Source organism: Exiguobacterium sp. UBA6282 (assembly GCF_002440475.1).
Lineage (GTDB): Bacteria > Bacillota > Bacilli > Exiguobacteriales > Exiguobacteriaceae > Exiguobacterium_A.
In genome coordinates this window covers 117271-134870 of the sequence record NZ_DJUM01000014.1, presented here as the reverse complement: position 1 = coordinate 134870, position 17600 = coordinate 117271, and the positions used below count along the sequence as shown (strand labels likewise).

Here is a 17600-nt window from a genome sequence, read left to right as displayed (position 1 = left end):
AAATGAAAAAAGGTGAGTTTCCGGACTGGAAACTCACCTTTTTTCATTCGATAAATAGAGAACGTGAATGTTCACCCTCGACTCCTACAGGAAAAGAAAGCACGATTTTCGCTTTCGTCAGGGCTAGATAAGACCCGACAGACCGCATGAAATGCGAGGTGCCGGGTCTTATCACCCGCCTGTGGAAAGCGGGGATGACAGAAACGTTCATTGTAAGCGTGAACTTTAGATTGATGAAAATAATTATTAAACGCGATCGAGTACGAGGTCGTCTGCTTGTTCGAGATACGCTTTGACCGGTGCGACCGCTGCTTCGACCGTACCTGGTGCAAACGGAGACTTCAATCCAGCGCGCTCGACGAGCGTGAGGAAGCTTTCCGATCCACCGGCACGACAGAGATCGAGATATGATGTCCAAGCTGCTTCCCGGTCCTGTTCCATCCAAGCATAGAACTGGAAGGCACAGACTTGAGCGAGCGTGTAATCGATGTAGTAGAAGGGACTTCCGAAGACGTGCCCTTGCTGATGCCACCAGGCACCTGAATCGAGATAATCATTCGCTTCGTAATCACGATGCGGCAAATATTTCTTCTCGATCGTCCGCCATGCTTCGCGACGCTCAGCTGGTGTCAATTCCGGTTGGTTGTAGATGACGTGCTGGAACTCATCAATCGCAACGCCGTATGGAAGGAACGTGACGCTTCCTGCGAGGTGATTGAATTTGTATTTCGCCGTCTCTTCACCGAAGAATTCTTCCATCCATGGATAAGCAAAGAACTCCATCGACATGGAGTGAATCTCGCACGCTTCATACGTCGGGAAGGCACTCTCTGGAGCAGTCAGGTGACGGCTCTCATAGACTTGGAACGCATGTCCGACTTCGTGTGTCAGGACATCGATGTCGCCTGCCGTTCCATTGAAGTTCGAGAAGATGAACGGGAGTTTTTCGTCTGCGATGTAGGTACAATACCCACCGCCCGCTTTTCCAGGCTTCGCCGTTAAATCGAGTGCTTCCCGGTCGAGCATGTAGTTGAAGAACTCGTTCGTCTCCGGTGACATCTCCGCATACATCTTTTTGCCGCCTTCGATGATGAATGACTCTTCGCCTTTAGGTGTCGCGTTCCCAGACTTGAAGGCGAATCCTTCATCGTAGTAGTACAAGTGATCGACACCGATGCGTCGTTGCTGGCGTTCTTTAAGTTGTGTCGCGAGCGGGACGATCGTTTCAAGGATCTGTTCGCGATATTGTTCAACCATCGATTGATTGTAATCGACGCGAAGCATCCGTGCGTATCCGAGTTCGACGAACGATGGGAAACCGAGTGTCTTTGCGATGTCTGTCCGGATACGGACGAGTTTATCGTAAATTGTATCGATCGTTTCCCCTTGCTCTTTTAAGTAGCCATAGCGGGCTTCTGAAGCGGCTTTACGAACAGCCCGGTCTGGTGATTGGAGGTAAGGACCGAACTGCGATAAGTTAAGCGTCTTCCCGTCAAACTCGATTTGAGCAGAAGACATCAGTTTCGTATATTCGCTTGAGAGACGGTTCTCTTCTTGGAGCTTTGGAATGATCTCTTCCGAAAACGTCTTTAGGCTCGCTTCCGCGATTAGGAATAACTGTTTGCCTTGCGTCCGTTCGAGTTCATTGCGAAGCGGATGCGTCGTCAACGCTTGATAATAGCTTGAGACATATCCCTGATAGATCGCGCTTGCTTCATCAAAGAACCCTTGTTCCGTTTCATAGAACGTATCGCGTGTATCAATCGTATGACGGATTTCGACGAGCTGGCTTGCCGTTTCAAATTGATTTCTGAGGGTATTAATCTCAGTGATGGCTGCGTTTGCTTCATCTACCTGTGTGGCTTCCGTTAGTCGAGCGATTGCTTGATTCATCGATGTTTCAAGCAAAGCAAGATCAGGACGGACATATGTAATTTCTGAAAATGGCAACATGTAAGCGCCTCCTTTTGATTTCTAACTATTATCACACAAAAATACTTGCAAAACCAGAGGGACAAACGTATGCTTTTTGTGAGAACGTGAGCGAGCTGTCTAACAGCTTACTCCTATAAAAAATCGAAACTTCCATTCGGAAGAAAAACGATCGAGAAAGTAGAGGGATAGTATCATGGGATTCTTAAAAAAATTGTTTGGTGGTAACGACGCAGGAAACACGAAAATTGCTTCTGCACTTACAGGTAAAATCGTCAACATCGAGAACGTACCCGATCAAGTTTTCTCTCAAAAAATGATGGGCGACGGTGTCGCGATCGAGCCAACAGAAGGTAAAGTCGTCTCGCCGATCAACGCAACGGTTGAAACGATTTTCCCGACAAAACACGCAATCGGTCTAAAAGGTGAAGATGGTCTTGAACTCTTGATCCACGTTGGTCTTGATACAGTTAACCTCAAAGGCGAAGGCTTCACGGCTCACGTCCAGTCAGGTGACAAAGTCAAAGCAGGAGACGTCCTCGTCGAGTTCGATCTCGAGTACATCCGTGCAAACGCACCATCGACGATCACACCGATCATCGTGACAAATCACGATCAATTCACGCTTTCAGCTGTACCAGCTGAAGGAACTTCTGTTGTCGCAGGCGACACAGAGCTCTTCAAAGCAACACATAAATAAGATACGACACGCCTCCATCCCTTACGGATGGGGGCTTTTTTGATGTCTCCTCCCTTGTCTTACCGTTTTGTAAGAGAAGTGAAAGTAAAGTCCATTTTGAGAAAAGCATGGAAGGACTAGACTGAGTGTAACGAATCAAACACAGGAGGCATTAGAAATGAAAGCAATCTTACGAGCAGAACAGATCACAAAAACCTATCAAACGAAAACGGCACGCCACGAAGCACTACGTCCGACGACGCTCAGTGTCCATGAAGGGGAATTCGTCAGTATCATGGGACCGTCCGGTGCCGGTAAATCGACGTTGCTTAATCTGCTGTCGACAATCGATCAGCCGACGGACGGATCGATTTTAATCAATGGAGCAGACGTGACGGCGATGAAGGAAAAACAATTGGCACGTTTCCGCCGGGAACAACTTGGCTTCATCTTTCAGGATTTCAATCTCCTCGATACAATGACGGTCCGGGAAAACATTGCCTTACCACTCTCACTCGCGAACGTCGATAAAAAGATGATCTTAGAGCGTGTCGATCGTGTGGCGCATCAACTCGGTATCCAGGACCTACTCGATAAACGTCCGGTCGAACTATCGGGAGGACAAAAACAACGGACGGCTGCCGCCCGTGCGATCATTCATGATCCGTCACTCATCTTAGCGGATGAACCGACCGGTGCGCTTGATTCAAAGTCAGCGACAGGATTGCTTGAAGCGATGCAGTCACTAAACGACGAAGGCGCGACGATCTTAATGGTGACACACGACCCGATGACGGCGTCTTATGCAGAACGAATTCTGTTCGTCAAGGATGGAGAGCTGTTCAAGGAAGTCCATCGCTTCGGTTCACAGAAGGATTTTTTCGAGCAGATCATGGAAGTCCAACGCGAACTCGGAGGTGCCGTCCGTGAGTTTGTCTAAACTGGCGTTTCAAAATCTAAAAAACATCCGTCAAAACGTGATGTACCTCGGTGCGGTCACGTTCGCGATTCTCATTTACTACACGTTCCTTGCGATTCGATCAAACGAAGCGATGCTTCAGGCGAATGAATTGTACGGAAAATTAGGAACGGTCTTTACTGGAGCGAGTGTTATTCTAGCGCTTTTCTCTGCTATCTTCATCTGGTATTCAAGTGACTTCTTCTTACGCCGCCGTAAGAAGGAAATCGGTCTCTACGCGTTGCTCGGTTTAGAGCGGGGACAGATCGCCCGACTAATCTTCCTTGAGACGATGGGGTATGGAGTGATCGGTCTAATCCTCGGAATTGCAATCGGAACAGTCGCATCGAAATATTTCGTACAGTTGCTGGCTTCCGTCATGGCGATGCGAGTCGATGCGACCTTTACGATCAGCGGGGCTTCCGTCATGCAGACGATCGGCGTCTTCCTTTTGATCTTCCTGATCATTGCCTTACGTTCAGCCCGGACGATCTATCGTTTTACATTGATTGAATTGTTCAAGGCAGAGCAACAAGCAGAATCCCTTCCGAAAGTCCATCCGATCCTAGCCGTGCTTTCGGTCGTTTTGATTGGTATCGGTTACTATTTGACGGGACAACCGTTGATGGATCGCTTTACGATTGTCGCACCGCTCTTGATGCTGTGTGTGATCCTCGGGACATTTGGAACGATGAGTTACTTCACGATCTTCTTATTACGCCTCTTAAGTAATCAAGCGCGACATTTCAAAGGAACGAATTTGATTCTGCACGGACAATTGCTGTCACGAATCAAATCGAACGCTGTCATGCTGTCGACGATCACGGTCATTACTGCCGTGACATTGACGACAGTCGGTACAGCGACATCGATCTATTATTTCATCGATCAGACTGTCGAGGAGCAAGTCCCGTACAGTCTGTCGATTGCGAGTAAACAAGCGGAAGCGGAACAGCTGATTGCCAAGTCCGACCAGAAGATCGACAGCCGGACGATGGTCAACGTCAAGAACGTCGATCACAAGATGACTGAGCTTCCGAACCCGCTGACGTTCACACGCTATTATCAAACCTATGCTTACGAAGATCAGCCAGGGCAATTTAGTTACGTCAATTACTCGGATTACGTGAAGCTTGCGAAAGCAAACGGTCAAACGGTCATTAAAGAACCAAAACGAGGCGAAGCAATCGTCCTTGAAACATTTAAAGGAAACGATTTGTTGAAGATGAAAGTCAAATCGCCGGTCGGTGTCAAAATCAAGGATGTCCATGAGTCCTTTCGCATCACCGCTGCGACGAATCTACCGATCGCTCAACTTTATGAGAAACAGCGGCTTGCCCTCGTCGTAAACGACGATGCGTTTGCAAAGATGCCGGAAAAAGGTTTTACGCTGACGAATTATCAATTTTCGGATGAACGTCATGACGATGGACTGATAAAGCAATTAACGCAACTGTATGGAAAACAAGCGGATACAGAGATGGCAGCGTACTATCCGGTCTATACGATGACGACGGCAACGACCGGTTTGCTTGCGTTTGCTGCCGGCTTCCTCGGTCTCGTCTTCTTGCTTGCGACAGGTTCAATCATCTACTTTAAGATGCTCGCGGAAGCAGAAGAATCGAAACAACGGTTTGCGATCATTCAAAAGATTGGTGTCGATGAAAAGGAACAAACGGGTATCATCCGTCGCCTCGTCGGATTCGTCTTCTCTTTACCGTATGTCCTCGGACTCGTTCATAGTCTAGTTGCGATGCAAGTCCTGCAGAAACTGTTGAACTACAATATCGTCCGTCCGACATTACTTGCGATTGTTTGCTATACGATCGTCTATCTGATCTACTATATCGTCACGGTTCGTGCTTACCGCCGCATCGTGACGGGATGAACTAAATACGGATACACAGAACTGGAAACGGAATAATCGTTTCCAGTCCTTTTTGAGTTCGTTATGATAGAAACAGAAGGAGTTGACGTGAACGATGCATACGATTTTATTAGTCGAAGATGATGTGAAAATCGCGACATTATTAAAGGAACTACTCGAACGTTATGATTTTAAGGTCGTCGTCGAGGATGGACGAGGGGATGTCATCGCGATCTACGAGGAAACGAATCCTGATGTCATTTTATTAGACGTTAATTTACCGAAGTTCGACGGTTTCTATTGGTGTCGGCAATTACGGATGAAGACACGGGCACCGATTCTCTTTATCTCGGCACGTGTCGGCGAGATGGATCAAGTCATGGCGCTCGAATATGGTGCTGATGACTATATCGTCAAACCGTTCCAAGGAGCGGTCGTCATCGCGAAAATTAAAAGTCAGATTCGCCGGGCGTATGGCACATTGTCGAACGAGGCGGATGAGCGGACGGTGACGAAAGAGGGTGTCACACTGTACTTAGACCGTTATATCGTCGAGTACGGGGAACAGTCGATCGAGCTGTCGAAAAAAGAAGGGCTGATCCTTGAGATGCTGCTGACGGCAAGTCCACGAATCGTTAGTCGGGGTGACTTACTCGAACGGATTTGGGATGACGAAGCGTTTGTCGATGAGAATACATTGAATGTAAATATCACCCGTGTCCGTAAGCGACTTGCAGAAATCGGAGTTGCTGGTCTAGAGACGGTTCGAGGTGTCGGCTATAAACTGGTTCTTGAGCCATGAAGCTTTTTTTACGGCACGTGATACCGGGTACCATCTTCTTTACCGGACAGATGCTCATTTTATACGCTATTTTATGGCTCTACGACCTCTATCGTCCGGCAGCATTTTTTTACATCGTCCTCTTGAACAGCATCGGTCTCTTGATTTATCTCAGCTATCGTTTCTTCAGCATGCTTCCGCTGTTACGACGGATGCAACAACCGGTCCAGTCAGTCGCAGAACCGATTCGTAGTGATAGCGAAGAACCGATTTCCGTTGCCGTCGAACAATTTTTAGAGCGGCAACAGACATTGTTTCGCAATAGCCTGTTTGCTGAGCGACGAAAAGAAAAAGAACGACATCGGTATGTCGATCAATGGATTCATCAGATGAAGACACCATTATCTGTCATCGAACTGATCCTCGAACATCCAGGAGAACACTATCAAGCAGATTTACGTCAAGAGGTTGATCGGTTACGCAGTGGACTCGATCAAATGCTCTACTCGTCACGCTTAGAAGCAATCGAGACAGACTTGAAGGCGGAACGACTGGTGTTGAAGCCGCTCGTGACGAGCATCATCAATCAAGAAAAACGATTGTTCGTCAAAAACCAGGTCTACCCGAAACTCGACATCGCCGAGGACGTGTATGTCTATACGGATGCGAAGTGGTTTCGTTTCCTCGTCTTACAGCTCGTGACGAACGCGATCAAGTATACAACGGGGCATGGTCGAGAAGTCGTTCTGACGGCAGAGGTGACAAAGGGGCAGGTCGTCTTGTCGATTCAAGACGATGGTGTCGGAATTCCGAAACGAGATGTTCCGCGTGTCTTTAATGCGTTCTTCACGGGTGAGAATGGGCGCCGCTACGGGGAATCGACCGGGATGGGCTTGTATTTCGTCCAACAAGTTTGCTTGAAGCTCGGGCACGAGATCGAACTCGAGAGTGAAGAAGGTGTCGGCACGACATGCCGGATTCGATTAGTAGGAGGTCGTGCACATGATTGAAGTCAAACAATTGGGGAAGGTTTATCCCGGAAAGGTGACGGAGCAACCGTTGACCGATTTGAACTTTCGGGTGGAGGAAGGTGAGATGGTTGCCGTCATGGGACCGTCCGGTAGCGGCAAATCGACACTGATCAACTTGCTTGCGACACTTGACGAACCGAGCTGGGGATCGATTCTGATCGATGGCGTCGATACAGCGACGTTCAAGCGAAAAGAGATGACACGTTTTCGGCGCGAGACGCTCGGGATCATCTTTCAGGAATTCAATCTACTCGACTCGTTGACACTCGGTGAAAACATGCTCGTTCCGTTGATGCTGTCGGGGAAAAAGGCGAAGCTCGCGCGGGAAGAGATGGAAGAGTTGGCACATCGTCTACAGATTGACGATCTGCTCGATAAACAGGTCGATGAGGTAAGTGGCGGACAACGACAACGAACGGCAATCGGTCGTGCCTTGATCCATACCCCGCGTCTGATACTCGCGGATGAACCAACCGGAGCACTCGATTTTCAATCGACGAAACATGTCATGGACGTCCTAGCCGAGTTGAATGCGACCGGGATGACGATGGTCATCGTGACGCATGATCCGCAAGTCGCGTCGTACTGTAATCATGTCTTGTTTCTCAAAGACGGTAGCATTCAGACGGAATTATTCCGTGATGAGCCACGACGTATCTTTTTCCAACGGGTCATCGAATCATTATCGTTATTAGGAGGGGATGAGCATCAATTATCTGCAATACGCCCTACGTAACATCCGCCGCTATCAGCGGTTGTACTACGGTTACGCCTTGACAATTATTATCGCGATGACAATCGTGACGAGTTATTGGAACTTGTTGACGAATAGATCGTTCCAAAATGTCGCCAAGGTATTGAGTCAATTGAACCAGGTCATCGAGCTGACGATTTTCTTCGTCTTCACCGCGGAGCTGATCATCTTACTCTTTAGTGTCCTGTTCATTTATTCGACGACGTACACGATGCTTGAGCACCGTAAGAATGATTTGCGGACGATGCGAACACTCGGCAGTGGACTGTCGCATTTCTTAAAATATTTTTTGATTGAGGTCTTGATCGTCGGTGGATTTGCGATTACGGCAGGACTAGTGCTTGGAAACGTCTTGACGAAGATGTTATTACTCTCTGTCGTTAAGGTCATGTTCTTGCCACCGATTGAATTCGAGTTATCATTTTATGCAATCCTCGCCTTGATTGGTGGTGCCCTCATCGTCTTACTGACGGCAACCGTTCTCGCGATCTATCGCTTTCGTCCCGACCGACCGGTTCGATTACGGTCTCCGTTTCGACGACGGATCTGGATTCTGATACAAGTCATTGCTTTGTTGACTCTGATCTACGGGTATACGCTCGCATTCATTCGGATGTACGAATTTTACATCGTATTTCCCCTCGTCATCTTCATCGGATCGTTCTTCATTTGCCGGTATGTCTTACCGTGGTTGACCCAATTATACCGTCCTCGTCGTCTGTCGCTTCGGAAGCTGATCGTCTCGGAAATCGCCAATCAACTCCGGACGAATAGTACGTTGATTGCTCTCGGGACGATTTTGACGTCGTGTGCGTTGACAGCAGTCGGTCTCGTTTTCTTATTTCAATTGGTCGGACTCGATTTATCGTCACAAAACCAATTCGGTCTCGTCTATTATGAAGAGTCCGCTCAGCCGACGAAACGATTGAAGGATATCAAGCAGACGATGACCAAGGCGTTCCCGGATCGCTACCAGCAGGATATTCAAGTGAAGGCAGATGGAACACGGGTGCTCTTACCGATTTCAGCGTACAACAAGATGATGCGTCAACTGCATTTTCAGGAGCGGACAGCGACCGGTCGACAGAGTTTCTTCGTACCGGCACGTCCAGTACAACTGGAAGAGAACACGCCGACGATGAAAAAAGCGAAACAGGCGATGGAAAAAGCCGACTTTGAATTGCTTCCCGCTGCTTCCCATGATTTAGTCTTCGGTTACAACTACCGGATCGAAACGATGTTCGTCGTCAGTGATGCCGTCTTTCAAACACTGAAGCAACCTGTCCGTCAAATCGTCGTCTTTGATACGCCAGCCTATCATGATTACGGAACAAAGGACTGGGAACAGTGGATGAAGATTGTCCGCAACATCCAGTCTGCAGCAAAGCTAGATGGAAAACAGTCGGTTCCTTATCAGTTGATCAATGAGACGGAGGATGAGATCGACGGCATCCGGATCGTGCGCCTCGTCACGTTCGTCGTCATCCTCCTGACGATCTGGTTGTTCGTCATCAATGCAAGTTTCCTGCATGTGTGGATGCAGATGACGGCGGAACAAGAACAAAAACGAATGAAGACATTGTTTGCGTTAGGGTTCGGTTCCGGGAATATCCGCCGTTACTTGCTCATGAAGTATGGTGCGGTCTTACTCATTCCGTACCTGATCTCGGTTTTTCATGCTTTCTTATTGTTCCAAGTCGTCGTGACCCGAGCCGGACTACAGGTCGGATCATTCCTCAACTTAGCCGCATTTTGGATCAGTATCGTCACGATCGGATACTTCTTAAGTGTCTTACCGATTTGGTTACGCTACCCACGCCATCTGTTCCGGAATTCATCCAAAAGTTCGATGTATCCGACACCGGATTCAAGGGTATGATGATACCATAGGAACAAGGGAGGGAATCGTATGCTAGACCATTCACCATATCGGGGTTACGGTGACCGGATCCGTATCTTACGAGAGCGTGCCGGGATTACGATCGAACAATTGGCTGAACGCCTTGGTGTCGCACCGTATTTCATCCGTCGGACGGAACTCAGCGAAGTCTATCCAACTAAACCCTACATCGAAGCATTAGCGGACGTCTTGAACATCGATGCCAGTTATTTGGCACGGCATATCTGGACGGGAGAGTCGTTAAAGTTCATCATGCAACAGAACACACCGCTCGAAGAGATGAAGCTTGCTTATGAACAGACGCTCGGACAAGACGGAACGTGGGTCGAGGAACAGCTCGAGGAGCGAATGCGTCTATTTGATTTAATGTATGATGAGGATGTCAAACGGATCGAGCAGACGATGAGTGCTACCGAGCAACGGATCTTTCATGAGCTCGTCGAAGCCGTCATGGAAGCAGGAGAGTTGCAACGCGATCAAGCTGAAGAGACGTATGAGTTATTTGAGGATAAATTACCATCGATGATGCAACTGGATGAATACCTCGATCGTATGACGGACGGGATTTCTTTGTCCAGTTCGACTTATTATGCGGATTATAGCGACCGGAAAAGCCGCTCTCGTTATCACCGAAAATGAAAAAAAGTCGCTATCTTCTGATTGACGTTCAGAAGACAGCGACTTTTTTATTGACGTTGTGGCATCGGACGTGGACGACGCGTCTTTTGACGTGTCCGACCGATGATGAAACCGATGATCGCATTCGCAATGACGAGTACCCAACCGACATAGCCGAAATTGAGAGTTAAGCTACCGAGCATCGCTTGCCACTTGAAAATCATCATCACATCACCACGCAAGACGAATCGCGCGAGACAGACAAGTAAGACAGTCAATCCGGCGATGAAGACACCAACCCAGCTACCGTATAAACGGGAAGACTGGCGGCGCACCGCGACGAAGGACCAGCAAAAGAGGCTAGAGACGAACGCCATGCCTCCGTAGGCAATGACGAGTTCCCATGTCGCACTCGCTTGCGGGAATTTCGTGAACATGACAAGTGACGAGACCATGGCAGCAGCTGTGAAAAGGATCGCTGCCCAAAAACGAGACCGCATAACGTAGTTCCTCCTAAAGGCTTTTTCTCACCTAACGATAGCGGAAACGATTCGTCTTGTAAACTGTTACCGGCGTCCGCTTAAGATCCGGCGTAATTGTTTAAGCGGATTCGATCCGTAGAACAGAACACCACCACGGTAGAATTTCGTTCCGACAAATAAGGCGAGCGAAATGCTGATCAGCATTAAAATGAGGGAAATCGAAACTTGCCATAGCGGTACATCGGTCAACATGACACGCAAGAACATGACCATCGGTGTAAAGAACGGAACGAATGACAAGACGACGACGGCTTGATTCGTTGGTGCGTTCAGACTGAACATTGAAATCATGAAGGCAGCAACGATTAACAAGATGACCGGTAACGTCACTTGCTGCGCATCCTCGACCCGGCTGACGAGCGAACCAAGTGCCGCGAGGAGCGTCGCGTACAGAAAGTATCCAAGCAAGAAGAAGACGAACAGATAAATGATTGTTCGGGCACTTAAGGAGTCGAGTGATAACTGATTGAATAAACTGCTACTTTGAGCACTGTAGTAGCCGACACCGACGAGAATCGACAATTGTACGAGACTGACGGTAGCGATTGAAAGAATCTTCGCGAGCATGTGCTGGATCGGACTCGCCGCAGAGATCAGCAACTCCATGACCCGTGATGATTTTTCATTCGCGATTTCCGTGACGATCATTCCACCGTAGATCGCGATCGTGAAGTACATCAAAAACAACAATACATAAACGAGCGCGGAGGCAGCAAAGAGTTCGTCTTCACTTTTTCCACCTGTCGACGTCAACTCTTGTTTGACGGGAACGGGTTTAGCGAGTGACGCAAGAACGTTCGGGTCAATCTTCGCATCCGTGATGACCGCTTGATCACGGACTTGTTTGACGACCGTCGCGACTTGTGTCTGTAACTCGGATTCAGGACTAGCACTAACGAGCGTCACGTCATAAGAATCTTGGACAATCGCTACGACGTCAAACGTGCCTCGATCGACCGCTTTACGTGCTTCTGCGACCGTATACTCCTTCGGTGTGATGTCTGAGGTGACACCAGCCTTTTTCAAGGCAGGGCGAAGGTCTGTCGATAATTCACTGACGAGGGCGACTTTCGGATCGTCACCCGAGAACCAGTCGAGAATCCGTTCGATATTGCCGAAGCCGACGAGAAACAGGACCATCAGAACAGTTGAGATCAAAAAGCTTTTGGCACGTAGTTTCTGTAATAGATTGAAGCGATATAAAGTCAGGAATTTACGGTTCATAACGTTTTCCGACCTCCTCGATGAAGATATCCTGCAAGGATAATTGATCCCAGACGAAACGATCAACATGGTGTCCTTCACTGACGATATGTTGGAGAAGTTGGTCAGCGGTTTCTTTTGAAGAAACTTGGACGACATGCCCATTATTGTCCGACTCAACTTGAAGGACACCCGGTAAGCTATCCCATAGGAGTGGTGGGGCATCCGTCGTCAAGAGGACACGGGTCTTCCCATAGCTCGCCTTGATATCAGGAAGATAACCAGCGACGACGGGCTTACCATGATCGAGAATCGCAACATGCTCGCAGAGTTCTTCGACATGATCCATTCGGTGACTCGAGAAGACGATCGTCGTTCCATCGACGGTCAATTTTTTAACGGCACGTTTTAATTGTTCCGCATTGACTGGATCGAGTCCGCTAAATGGTTCATCTAAAATCAGCAGTTCAGGTTTATGTAGGACGGCGGAGATCAACTGGATTTTTTGTTGGTTTCCTTTTGAGAGTTGTTCGACACGCATTTTTTCATATTGAGGAATTTGGAAATACTCGAGCCATTCGGTCAGTGCTCGTTTTGCATCCTTCCGTTTCATATCGCGGAGTTCAGCAAGAAATAAGAGTTGTTCGTCGACTCGGACTTTCGGATACAATCCGCGTTCTTCCGGAAGATATCCAATCTTTGAAGTCGGAATACGCTCTCCATTCCATGTGATCGAACCTTCGGTCGGTTGGAGTAGACCGAGTAGCATCCGGAACGTCGTTGTCTTGCCGGCACCGTTCGCACCAAGCAAACCAAAGATTTGTCCGCGTGGCACTTCGATCGTCAACGCATCAACGGCAGTGAAATCGCCGAAACGCTTCGTGATGTGTTTGATTTCTAACATAAGAACCTCCTTATAAAGATGTCTGTTGCACGACAAGTGTACCATTGTTACATAGTGTCCTACGGTCAAAATTGGGTAAAGGTTCCAGGGGAAATGGAAATAAGTCTAATTAGTTTACTTTTTGTTCATTAGTTACTATTATTGTGTTAACAGTAACGATTGAAGGAGGGACCTATTCTATGAAAACGCAAGGTATCCATCACATCTCAGCAATGGTCGGCGATCCTCAAGAAAATCTTGATTTTTACGGGACGATTCTCGGACTACGGTTCGTCAAAAAAACGGTCAACTTCGATGATCCAGGGACGTACCATTTTTACTTTGGAAACGAGTCTGGTGCACCCGGAACGATCATCACGTTCTTCCCATTTAAAGGCATGGCGAGAGGACAGGTCGGTGCCGGACAGGTCGGAACGACAGCTTACGCGATTCCGGCCGGTGCATCGGATTTCTGGAAAGCACGGCTGACGCAAAAGAACGTCTCGTTTGAAGAAACAGTTCGTTTCGGAGAGCAACAGATCGCGTTCGAAGATCCACATGGTCTTCAAATCGAGCTCGTCGAACGCAAGGCGGGACGAGACAGTCGCTATGAAATCGACGGTGTCACGCGTGACGTCGCCATCAAAGGATTTGCGGGAGCGACATTACTGTCGCGAGATCCATCAGACACAGCCAAATTACTGACCGATACATTGGGGCTCACCCTCAGTAAACGGACGGAGACCGTTGACCGGTACATTGCGGAAGGGGAGTTTGGAGATGTCATTGATGTCGTCCATGGTCAGATGCCGGTTGGTCGTCCGGGTACGGGAACCGTTCACCACATCGCCTGGCGCGCAACCGATCAAGAGGAACAACTCGACTGGATGAAGGCGATCAACGCGTTCGGTTTGCAGACGACTGAAGTAAAAGATCGCAATTACTTTACGTCGATCTATTTCCATGACCGTGGACGCATCCTCCATGAAATCGCAACTGACAATCCAGGGTTCGCGATCGATGAAGACTTCGAGATGCTTGGAGAAGGCTTGAAGTTGCCGGAACAATTTGAAGCGCATCGCACCGCGATCACGAATCACGTAACACCTATTACAGTACCGAAGGGGAGACTCATATGATTCATTTATATCAAGCGCCAAAAACAATGGATGCACCGATCTTTTTACTCTTACACGGCACAGGCGGAACGGAACAAGACCTCGTCGGACTCGTCTCGCTGCTTGACCCGGAAGCCGGTTACTTGTCTGTCCGTGGAGAAGTCTCGGAAAACGGGATGCCACGTTTCTTCAAACGGCTCGCAGAAGGCGTCTTCGATGAAGAAGATCTCGCTTTACGGACAGCACGATTGATTCAATTTTTACAGGAACAAGCAGCGGAACGTGACTTCGCACTCGATCGCCTCATTCCGGTCGGTTATTCGAACGGGGCCAACATCGCAGCGAACATGTTGTTTGAAGAAGCACTATTTAAACAAGCCATCTTACTGCATCCGATGGTACCACGTCGCGGTGTGATGTTACCGGACTTATCAAATGTTCGTGTGTTCATCGGCGCCGGTAGTAATGATCCAATCTGTCCCGCTCAGGAAACAGAAGAGTTGTCAGCACTCTTGAAGGAGGCTGGTGCATCAGTCGATGTCACATGGTCGAACTACGGACACCAACTTGTCATGCCGACGATCGAAGCAGCAACCGATTGGTTAAAACACTAAAAAAAGGACTGTCCCATCTGCTTCTCTTCTAGAAGGTAATGGGGCAGTCCTCTTTTCGCTTCAAGCGGGATGATCACTTTTTGGACGGGAGTAGACGATGAGCACGCCACGCTCGACAAGCTGAAGGGCAAGGATCTGTTTCACTTCTTCCGATGCCTTCGTCTGAGCGAGCTGCCGGTAAAGTAGGCGAAGTTCACGACGCATCGTCTTACGGATCAGCCACATGCTATCGATCGTCGTGCACCAACTGGTCACGGTCTCATGTCCGATATAATACTGGGTCTGACGTTCAAGATAATGAATCCACCACTCGTCACGCGCCATTTTTAGTACGATACCTGTGAGTCCAAGTACAAGGATCGCGAGGGGAATGCTTTCATATAAGGGAAGACGACCAAGAACGGTACCAACATTCGTGACGAGGGCAAGCATCACCCATCCTATGCATCCGATGACAAGCCAATATCCAAAGTTGAGAGTACTTCGATGTCGTAACGTCACTTTCGGCGTAAGCAATGAAGTGGCCATCAGAAACACCTCCTTGTTAAATAATCGAATTTTCTGACAATTTATAGTTGTCCTTCTACTATAGTTACTTTTTCCCGAATCGTCTAGTCATTAGACATGGAAAATGTGTTTCTTTCTTGACGAAATTCGTGTACGCTAAATGTAGAAGTGAGCGGTTACATAAAGGGGGATATGAAGAAATGATGGATCAGGTTATCTGGATCGCTGTTGGAATCGTTGCTGTTGCTGTTTTCTCAGCATCAAGCGTTGCAGCTTATATGGGTGTTAAAAACCAAGAAGACTAAGAATCGAAAAACGGCGCATCCCGATTGTCGGGATGCGCCGTTTTTTAATGCGCCATCGCTTATTTGTTTGCTGTTATGTTTGCTTGCAACGCATAAGGTTTTAAGGCATCACTCCAGCGCAGGTAACCCCCACCGACGAGGTGTAATCCATCATACGTCAAGCGATTCTGAAGATAACCTTGTTTGTTCGTCAAGACAGGTCTCAAGTCGACGAATGGGATTTTAAGCGATTGAGCGAGATTTTGTAAGTTCCGGTTCAACGCTTCGACATCACGATTGATTCGGACAGAGTCCGAATATTTTGGAGCCACAGGAACGGTTGACTGGAGGACGACGTCGATGTTATTTTTTCGAAGTGTCGTCACGATCGTCGTCATGTTCTCGGTAATTTGTGGAATCGGCGTATAGTGACGGATGTCATTGATGCCGCCCATCAAGAAGACGCGTTTTGGTTTCATCTCGAGAATCAGGTCGAGGCGAGTCAAAAAGCCTTCTGTCGTATCACCAGGAATCCCAAAATTAATGATTGTCGGATCCTCCATCAAGATGCGCCAATCGGCAAAATTCGTCATCGAGTCACCTAACATGACAGCGTTCGCTGATTTTGGGTATTGATAAGTATGGAATAGACTATTCAAACGGACATAGTTCGGGTTCTTATCGTATTGGAATGTCGTGACTGGAGTCGTACTCGTTGCAGGTAAGACGCTTCCGAAGGTTTCGAGCGGTTTACGTCCCAGTAACAATGCAAGGAGAACGACGTTCAAGACGATGGATAGAATCAGGAGTGTCTTTTTCATAAACATTCGTTCCTTTCGAGGGAGTATAAGGGGTAGTGTAACATGAATCGGAATCCTTGGTTTGATAATATCAAAGGTTTTCTTGTCATTTTCGTCGTCATCGGTCACATGCTGACGGATTTACGGTTTGATTATGACGGAAAGTTGCTCGAGACGGTCTATCTATTAATTTACTCGTTTCATATGCCATTATTCATTATCTTAAGCGGTTATTTCTTCCGCGAAAATAAATACTTACGTGTCATCCAATTATTTGCCGTCTACTGTGTCTGGCAAATTTTAATTGGTTCTTGGGCGACACTTGGAGAAGGGCTACCACTATTGTCCGGGGAAAATATCGGGACACATCTACTACGTCCGTACTGGGCACTTTGGTATTTGTTCGTTATGGTCGTCTGGTATATCGTAACGCCGTATGTCGTCCGCTTGCGAGGATATGTCTGGTTTGGTCTCGCATTCGCTTTGTTATATGGGTTCGAGCTTGAGAACACGGGCTTCTTAGCACTTCGCAAGTTGATCATGTTCTATCCGTATTTCTTACTCGGGAACTATCTATCGGAGCACGAGTTCATCCGGATTTTCGAGATGCCGAAGAATTTCAAGCGACGGATGAACGTCCGTTTGATTGGTGGTATCACGTTCGCAGCCGTCATGGGCTTCCTGTTATTCGAAGCGTGGCGTGATACGCCGAAAGAGATCGTCGACTTTGCAAATGCGTTCAAGCATCGTTTCCCATATGTCGAACAATATGATAGTGACGCGTGGGTTGGTGTACTCAAGCATAGCGTCATCTACCTCTTATCGATTGCGGCTTCGCTCGGTTTCATGATGTTAATTCCAATGCGTCGTTTGCCGCTCATCACGCGAGCAGGGGAACTCAGTCTCTATGTCTACTTGCTTCACGTCTTCTTCGTCATGGCATGGCGCCAATACGTAACGGATGCGTTCGTTCCGCAAGCATGGCTTGCCTTACTGATCATGATTGGCGTCGCCTTACTAATCGTTGGCATCATCATACACCCGCTCGTCGTCCGTGTCCTCCGTCCTTTGATTGAGATCGATATTCGTCCGATCGTCGAGAAGCGGGAAGACCTTTCAAAATAAAGCG

General features: G+C 48.1%; 17 protein-coding genes. 11 read left to right on the top strand and 6 right to left on the bottom strand.

Features of this window, described 5'->3' with window-relative positions; translation table 11 throughout:
- Positions 1–246 precede the first annotated feature (246 nt).
- Positions 247–1950, bottom strand: coding sequence for a M3 family oligoendopeptidase (locus tag B2751_RS04420; RefSeq protein ID WP_035410863.1), 1704 nt, complete (start codon positions 1948–1950; stop codon positions 247–249).
- A 178-nt stretch (positions 1951–2128) separates the two neighbouring features.
- On the opposite strand from B2751_RS04420, the gene B2751_RS04415 reads away from it, so the two are divergent.
- The 8 genes from B2751_RS04415 (at position 2129) to B2751_RS04380 (ending at position 10541) form a co-directional block, all read left to right on the top strand.
- Positions 2129–2632, top strand: coding sequence for a PTS sugar transporter subunit IIA (locus B2751_RS04415; RefSeq protein ID WP_035410206.1), 504 nt, complete (start codon positions 2129–2131; stop codon positions 2630–2632).
- Between the two features lie 157 nt (positions 2633–2789).
- Positions 2790–3551 (top strand): ABC transporter ATP-binding protein, encoded by a 762-nt coding sequence (locus tag B2751_RS04410; RefSeq protein WP_290773093.1) that lies wholly within the window; start codon positions 2790–2792, stop codon positions 3549–3551.
- Complete coding sequence (locus B2751_RS04405) at positions 3538–5457, top strand: ABC transporter permease (RefSeq protein ID WP_290773090.1); 1920 nt, start codon at positions 3538–3540, stop codon at positions 5455–5457. The genes B2751_RS04410 and B2751_RS04405 overlap by 14 nt, the downstream gene beginning before the upstream one ends.
- A gap of 94 nt (positions 5458–5551) precedes the next feature.
- Positions 5552–6238: a response regulator transcription factor gene (locus tag B2751_RS04400; RefSeq protein ID WP_290773087.1), complete on the top strand. Its 687-nt coding sequence runs from the start codon at positions 5552–5554 to the stop codon at positions 6236–6238.
- Positions 6235–7227, top strand: a complete 993-nt coding sequence (locus tag B2751_RS04395) for a sensor histidine kinase (protein ID WP_035410195.1) — start codon at positions 6235–6237, stop codon at positions 7225–7227. The genes B2751_RS04400 and B2751_RS04395 overlap by 4 nt, the downstream gene beginning before the upstream one ends.
- On the top strand, positions 7220–7984 hold the full coding sequence (locus B2751_RS04390) for an ABC transporter ATP-binding protein (RefSeq protein ID WP_290773084.1): 765 nt from the start codon (positions 7220–7222) through the stop codon (positions 7982–7984). The genes B2751_RS04395 and B2751_RS04390 overlap by 8 nt, the downstream gene beginning before the upstream one ends.
- Positions 7950–9881: an FtsX-like permease family protein gene (locus B2751_RS04385; protein ID WP_290752548.1), complete on the top strand. Its 1932-nt coding sequence runs from the start codon at positions 7950–7952 to the stop codon at positions 9879–9881. The genes B2751_RS04390 and B2751_RS04385 overlap by 35 nt, the downstream gene beginning before the upstream one ends.
- A gap of 30 nt (positions 9882–9911) precedes the next feature.
- Positions 9912–10541, top strand: coding sequence for a helix-turn-helix domain-containing protein (locus tag B2751_RS04380; protein WP_035410187.1), 630 nt, complete (start codon positions 9912–9914; stop codon positions 10539–10541).
- 47 nt (positions 10542–10588) lie between these two features.
- On the opposite strand, the gene B2751_RS04375 is transcribed toward B2751_RS04380, so the two are convergent.
- The 3 genes from B2751_RS04375 to B2751_RS04365 all read right to left on the bottom strand — a co-directional run bounded on the left by B2751_RS04375 (position 10589) and on the right by B2751_RS04365 (position 13169).
- Positions 10589–11020, bottom strand: coding sequence for a hypothetical protein (locus B2751_RS04375; RefSeq protein ID WP_035410184.1), 432 nt, complete (start codon positions 11018–11020; stop codon positions 10589–10591).
- 66 nt (positions 11021–11086) lie between these two features.
- Complete coding sequence (locus B2751_RS04370; protein WP_035410182.1) at positions 11087–12286, bottom strand: ABC transporter permease; 1200 nt, start codon at positions 12284–12286, stop codon at positions 11087–11089.
- Positions 12276–13169, bottom strand: coding sequence for an ABC transporter ATP-binding protein (locus B2751_RS04365; RefSeq protein WP_035410178.1), 894 nt, complete (start codon positions 13167–13169; stop codon positions 12276–12278). The genes B2751_RS04370 and B2751_RS04365 overlap by 11 nt, the downstream gene beginning before the upstream one ends.
- Before the next feature lie 179 nt (positions 13170–13348).
- Between B2751_RS04365 and B2751_RS04360 the strand changes: the two genes are divergently transcribed.
- Positions 13349–14287, top strand: coding sequence for a VOC family protein (locus B2751_RS04360; protein ID WP_290773080.1), 939 nt, complete (start codon positions 13349–13351; stop codon positions 14285–14287).
- Positions 14284–14880 (top strand): alpha/beta hydrolase, encoded by a 597-nt coding sequence (locus tag B2751_RS04355; protein ID WP_290773078.1) that lies wholly within the window; start codon positions 14284–14286, stop codon positions 14878–14880. The genes B2751_RS04360 and B2751_RS04355 overlap by 4 nt, the downstream gene beginning before the upstream one ends.
- A gap of 60 nt (positions 14881–14940) precedes the next feature.
- Here the strand turns inward: B2751_RS04355 and B2751_RS04350 are convergent, their stop codons facing one another.
- Together B2751_RS04350 and B2751_RS04345 are read right to left on the bottom strand one after the other, a co-directional pair.
- The gene (locus tag B2751_RS04350; protein ID WP_035410169.1) at positions 14941–15408 is read right to left on the bottom strand and encodes a hypothetical protein; all 468 of its coding nucleotides are present in this window, start codon (positions 15406–15408) and stop codon (positions 14941–14943) included.
- Positions 15409–15751: 343 nt separating this feature from the next.
- On the bottom strand, positions 15752–16492 hold the full coding sequence (locus B2751_RS04345) for an SGNH/GDSL hydrolase family protein (RefSeq protein ID WP_056063111.1): 741 nt from the start codon (positions 16490–16492) through the stop codon (positions 15752–15754).
- Positions 16493–16534: 42 nt separating this feature from the next.
- Between B2751_RS04345 and B2751_RS04340 the strand changes: the two genes are divergently transcribed.
- Positions 16535–17596, top strand: a complete 1062-nt coding sequence (locus tag B2751_RS04340; protein WP_035410164.1) for an acyltransferase family protein — start codon at positions 16535–16537, stop codon at positions 17594–17596.
- Positions 17597–17600: the final 4 nt, after the last annotated feature.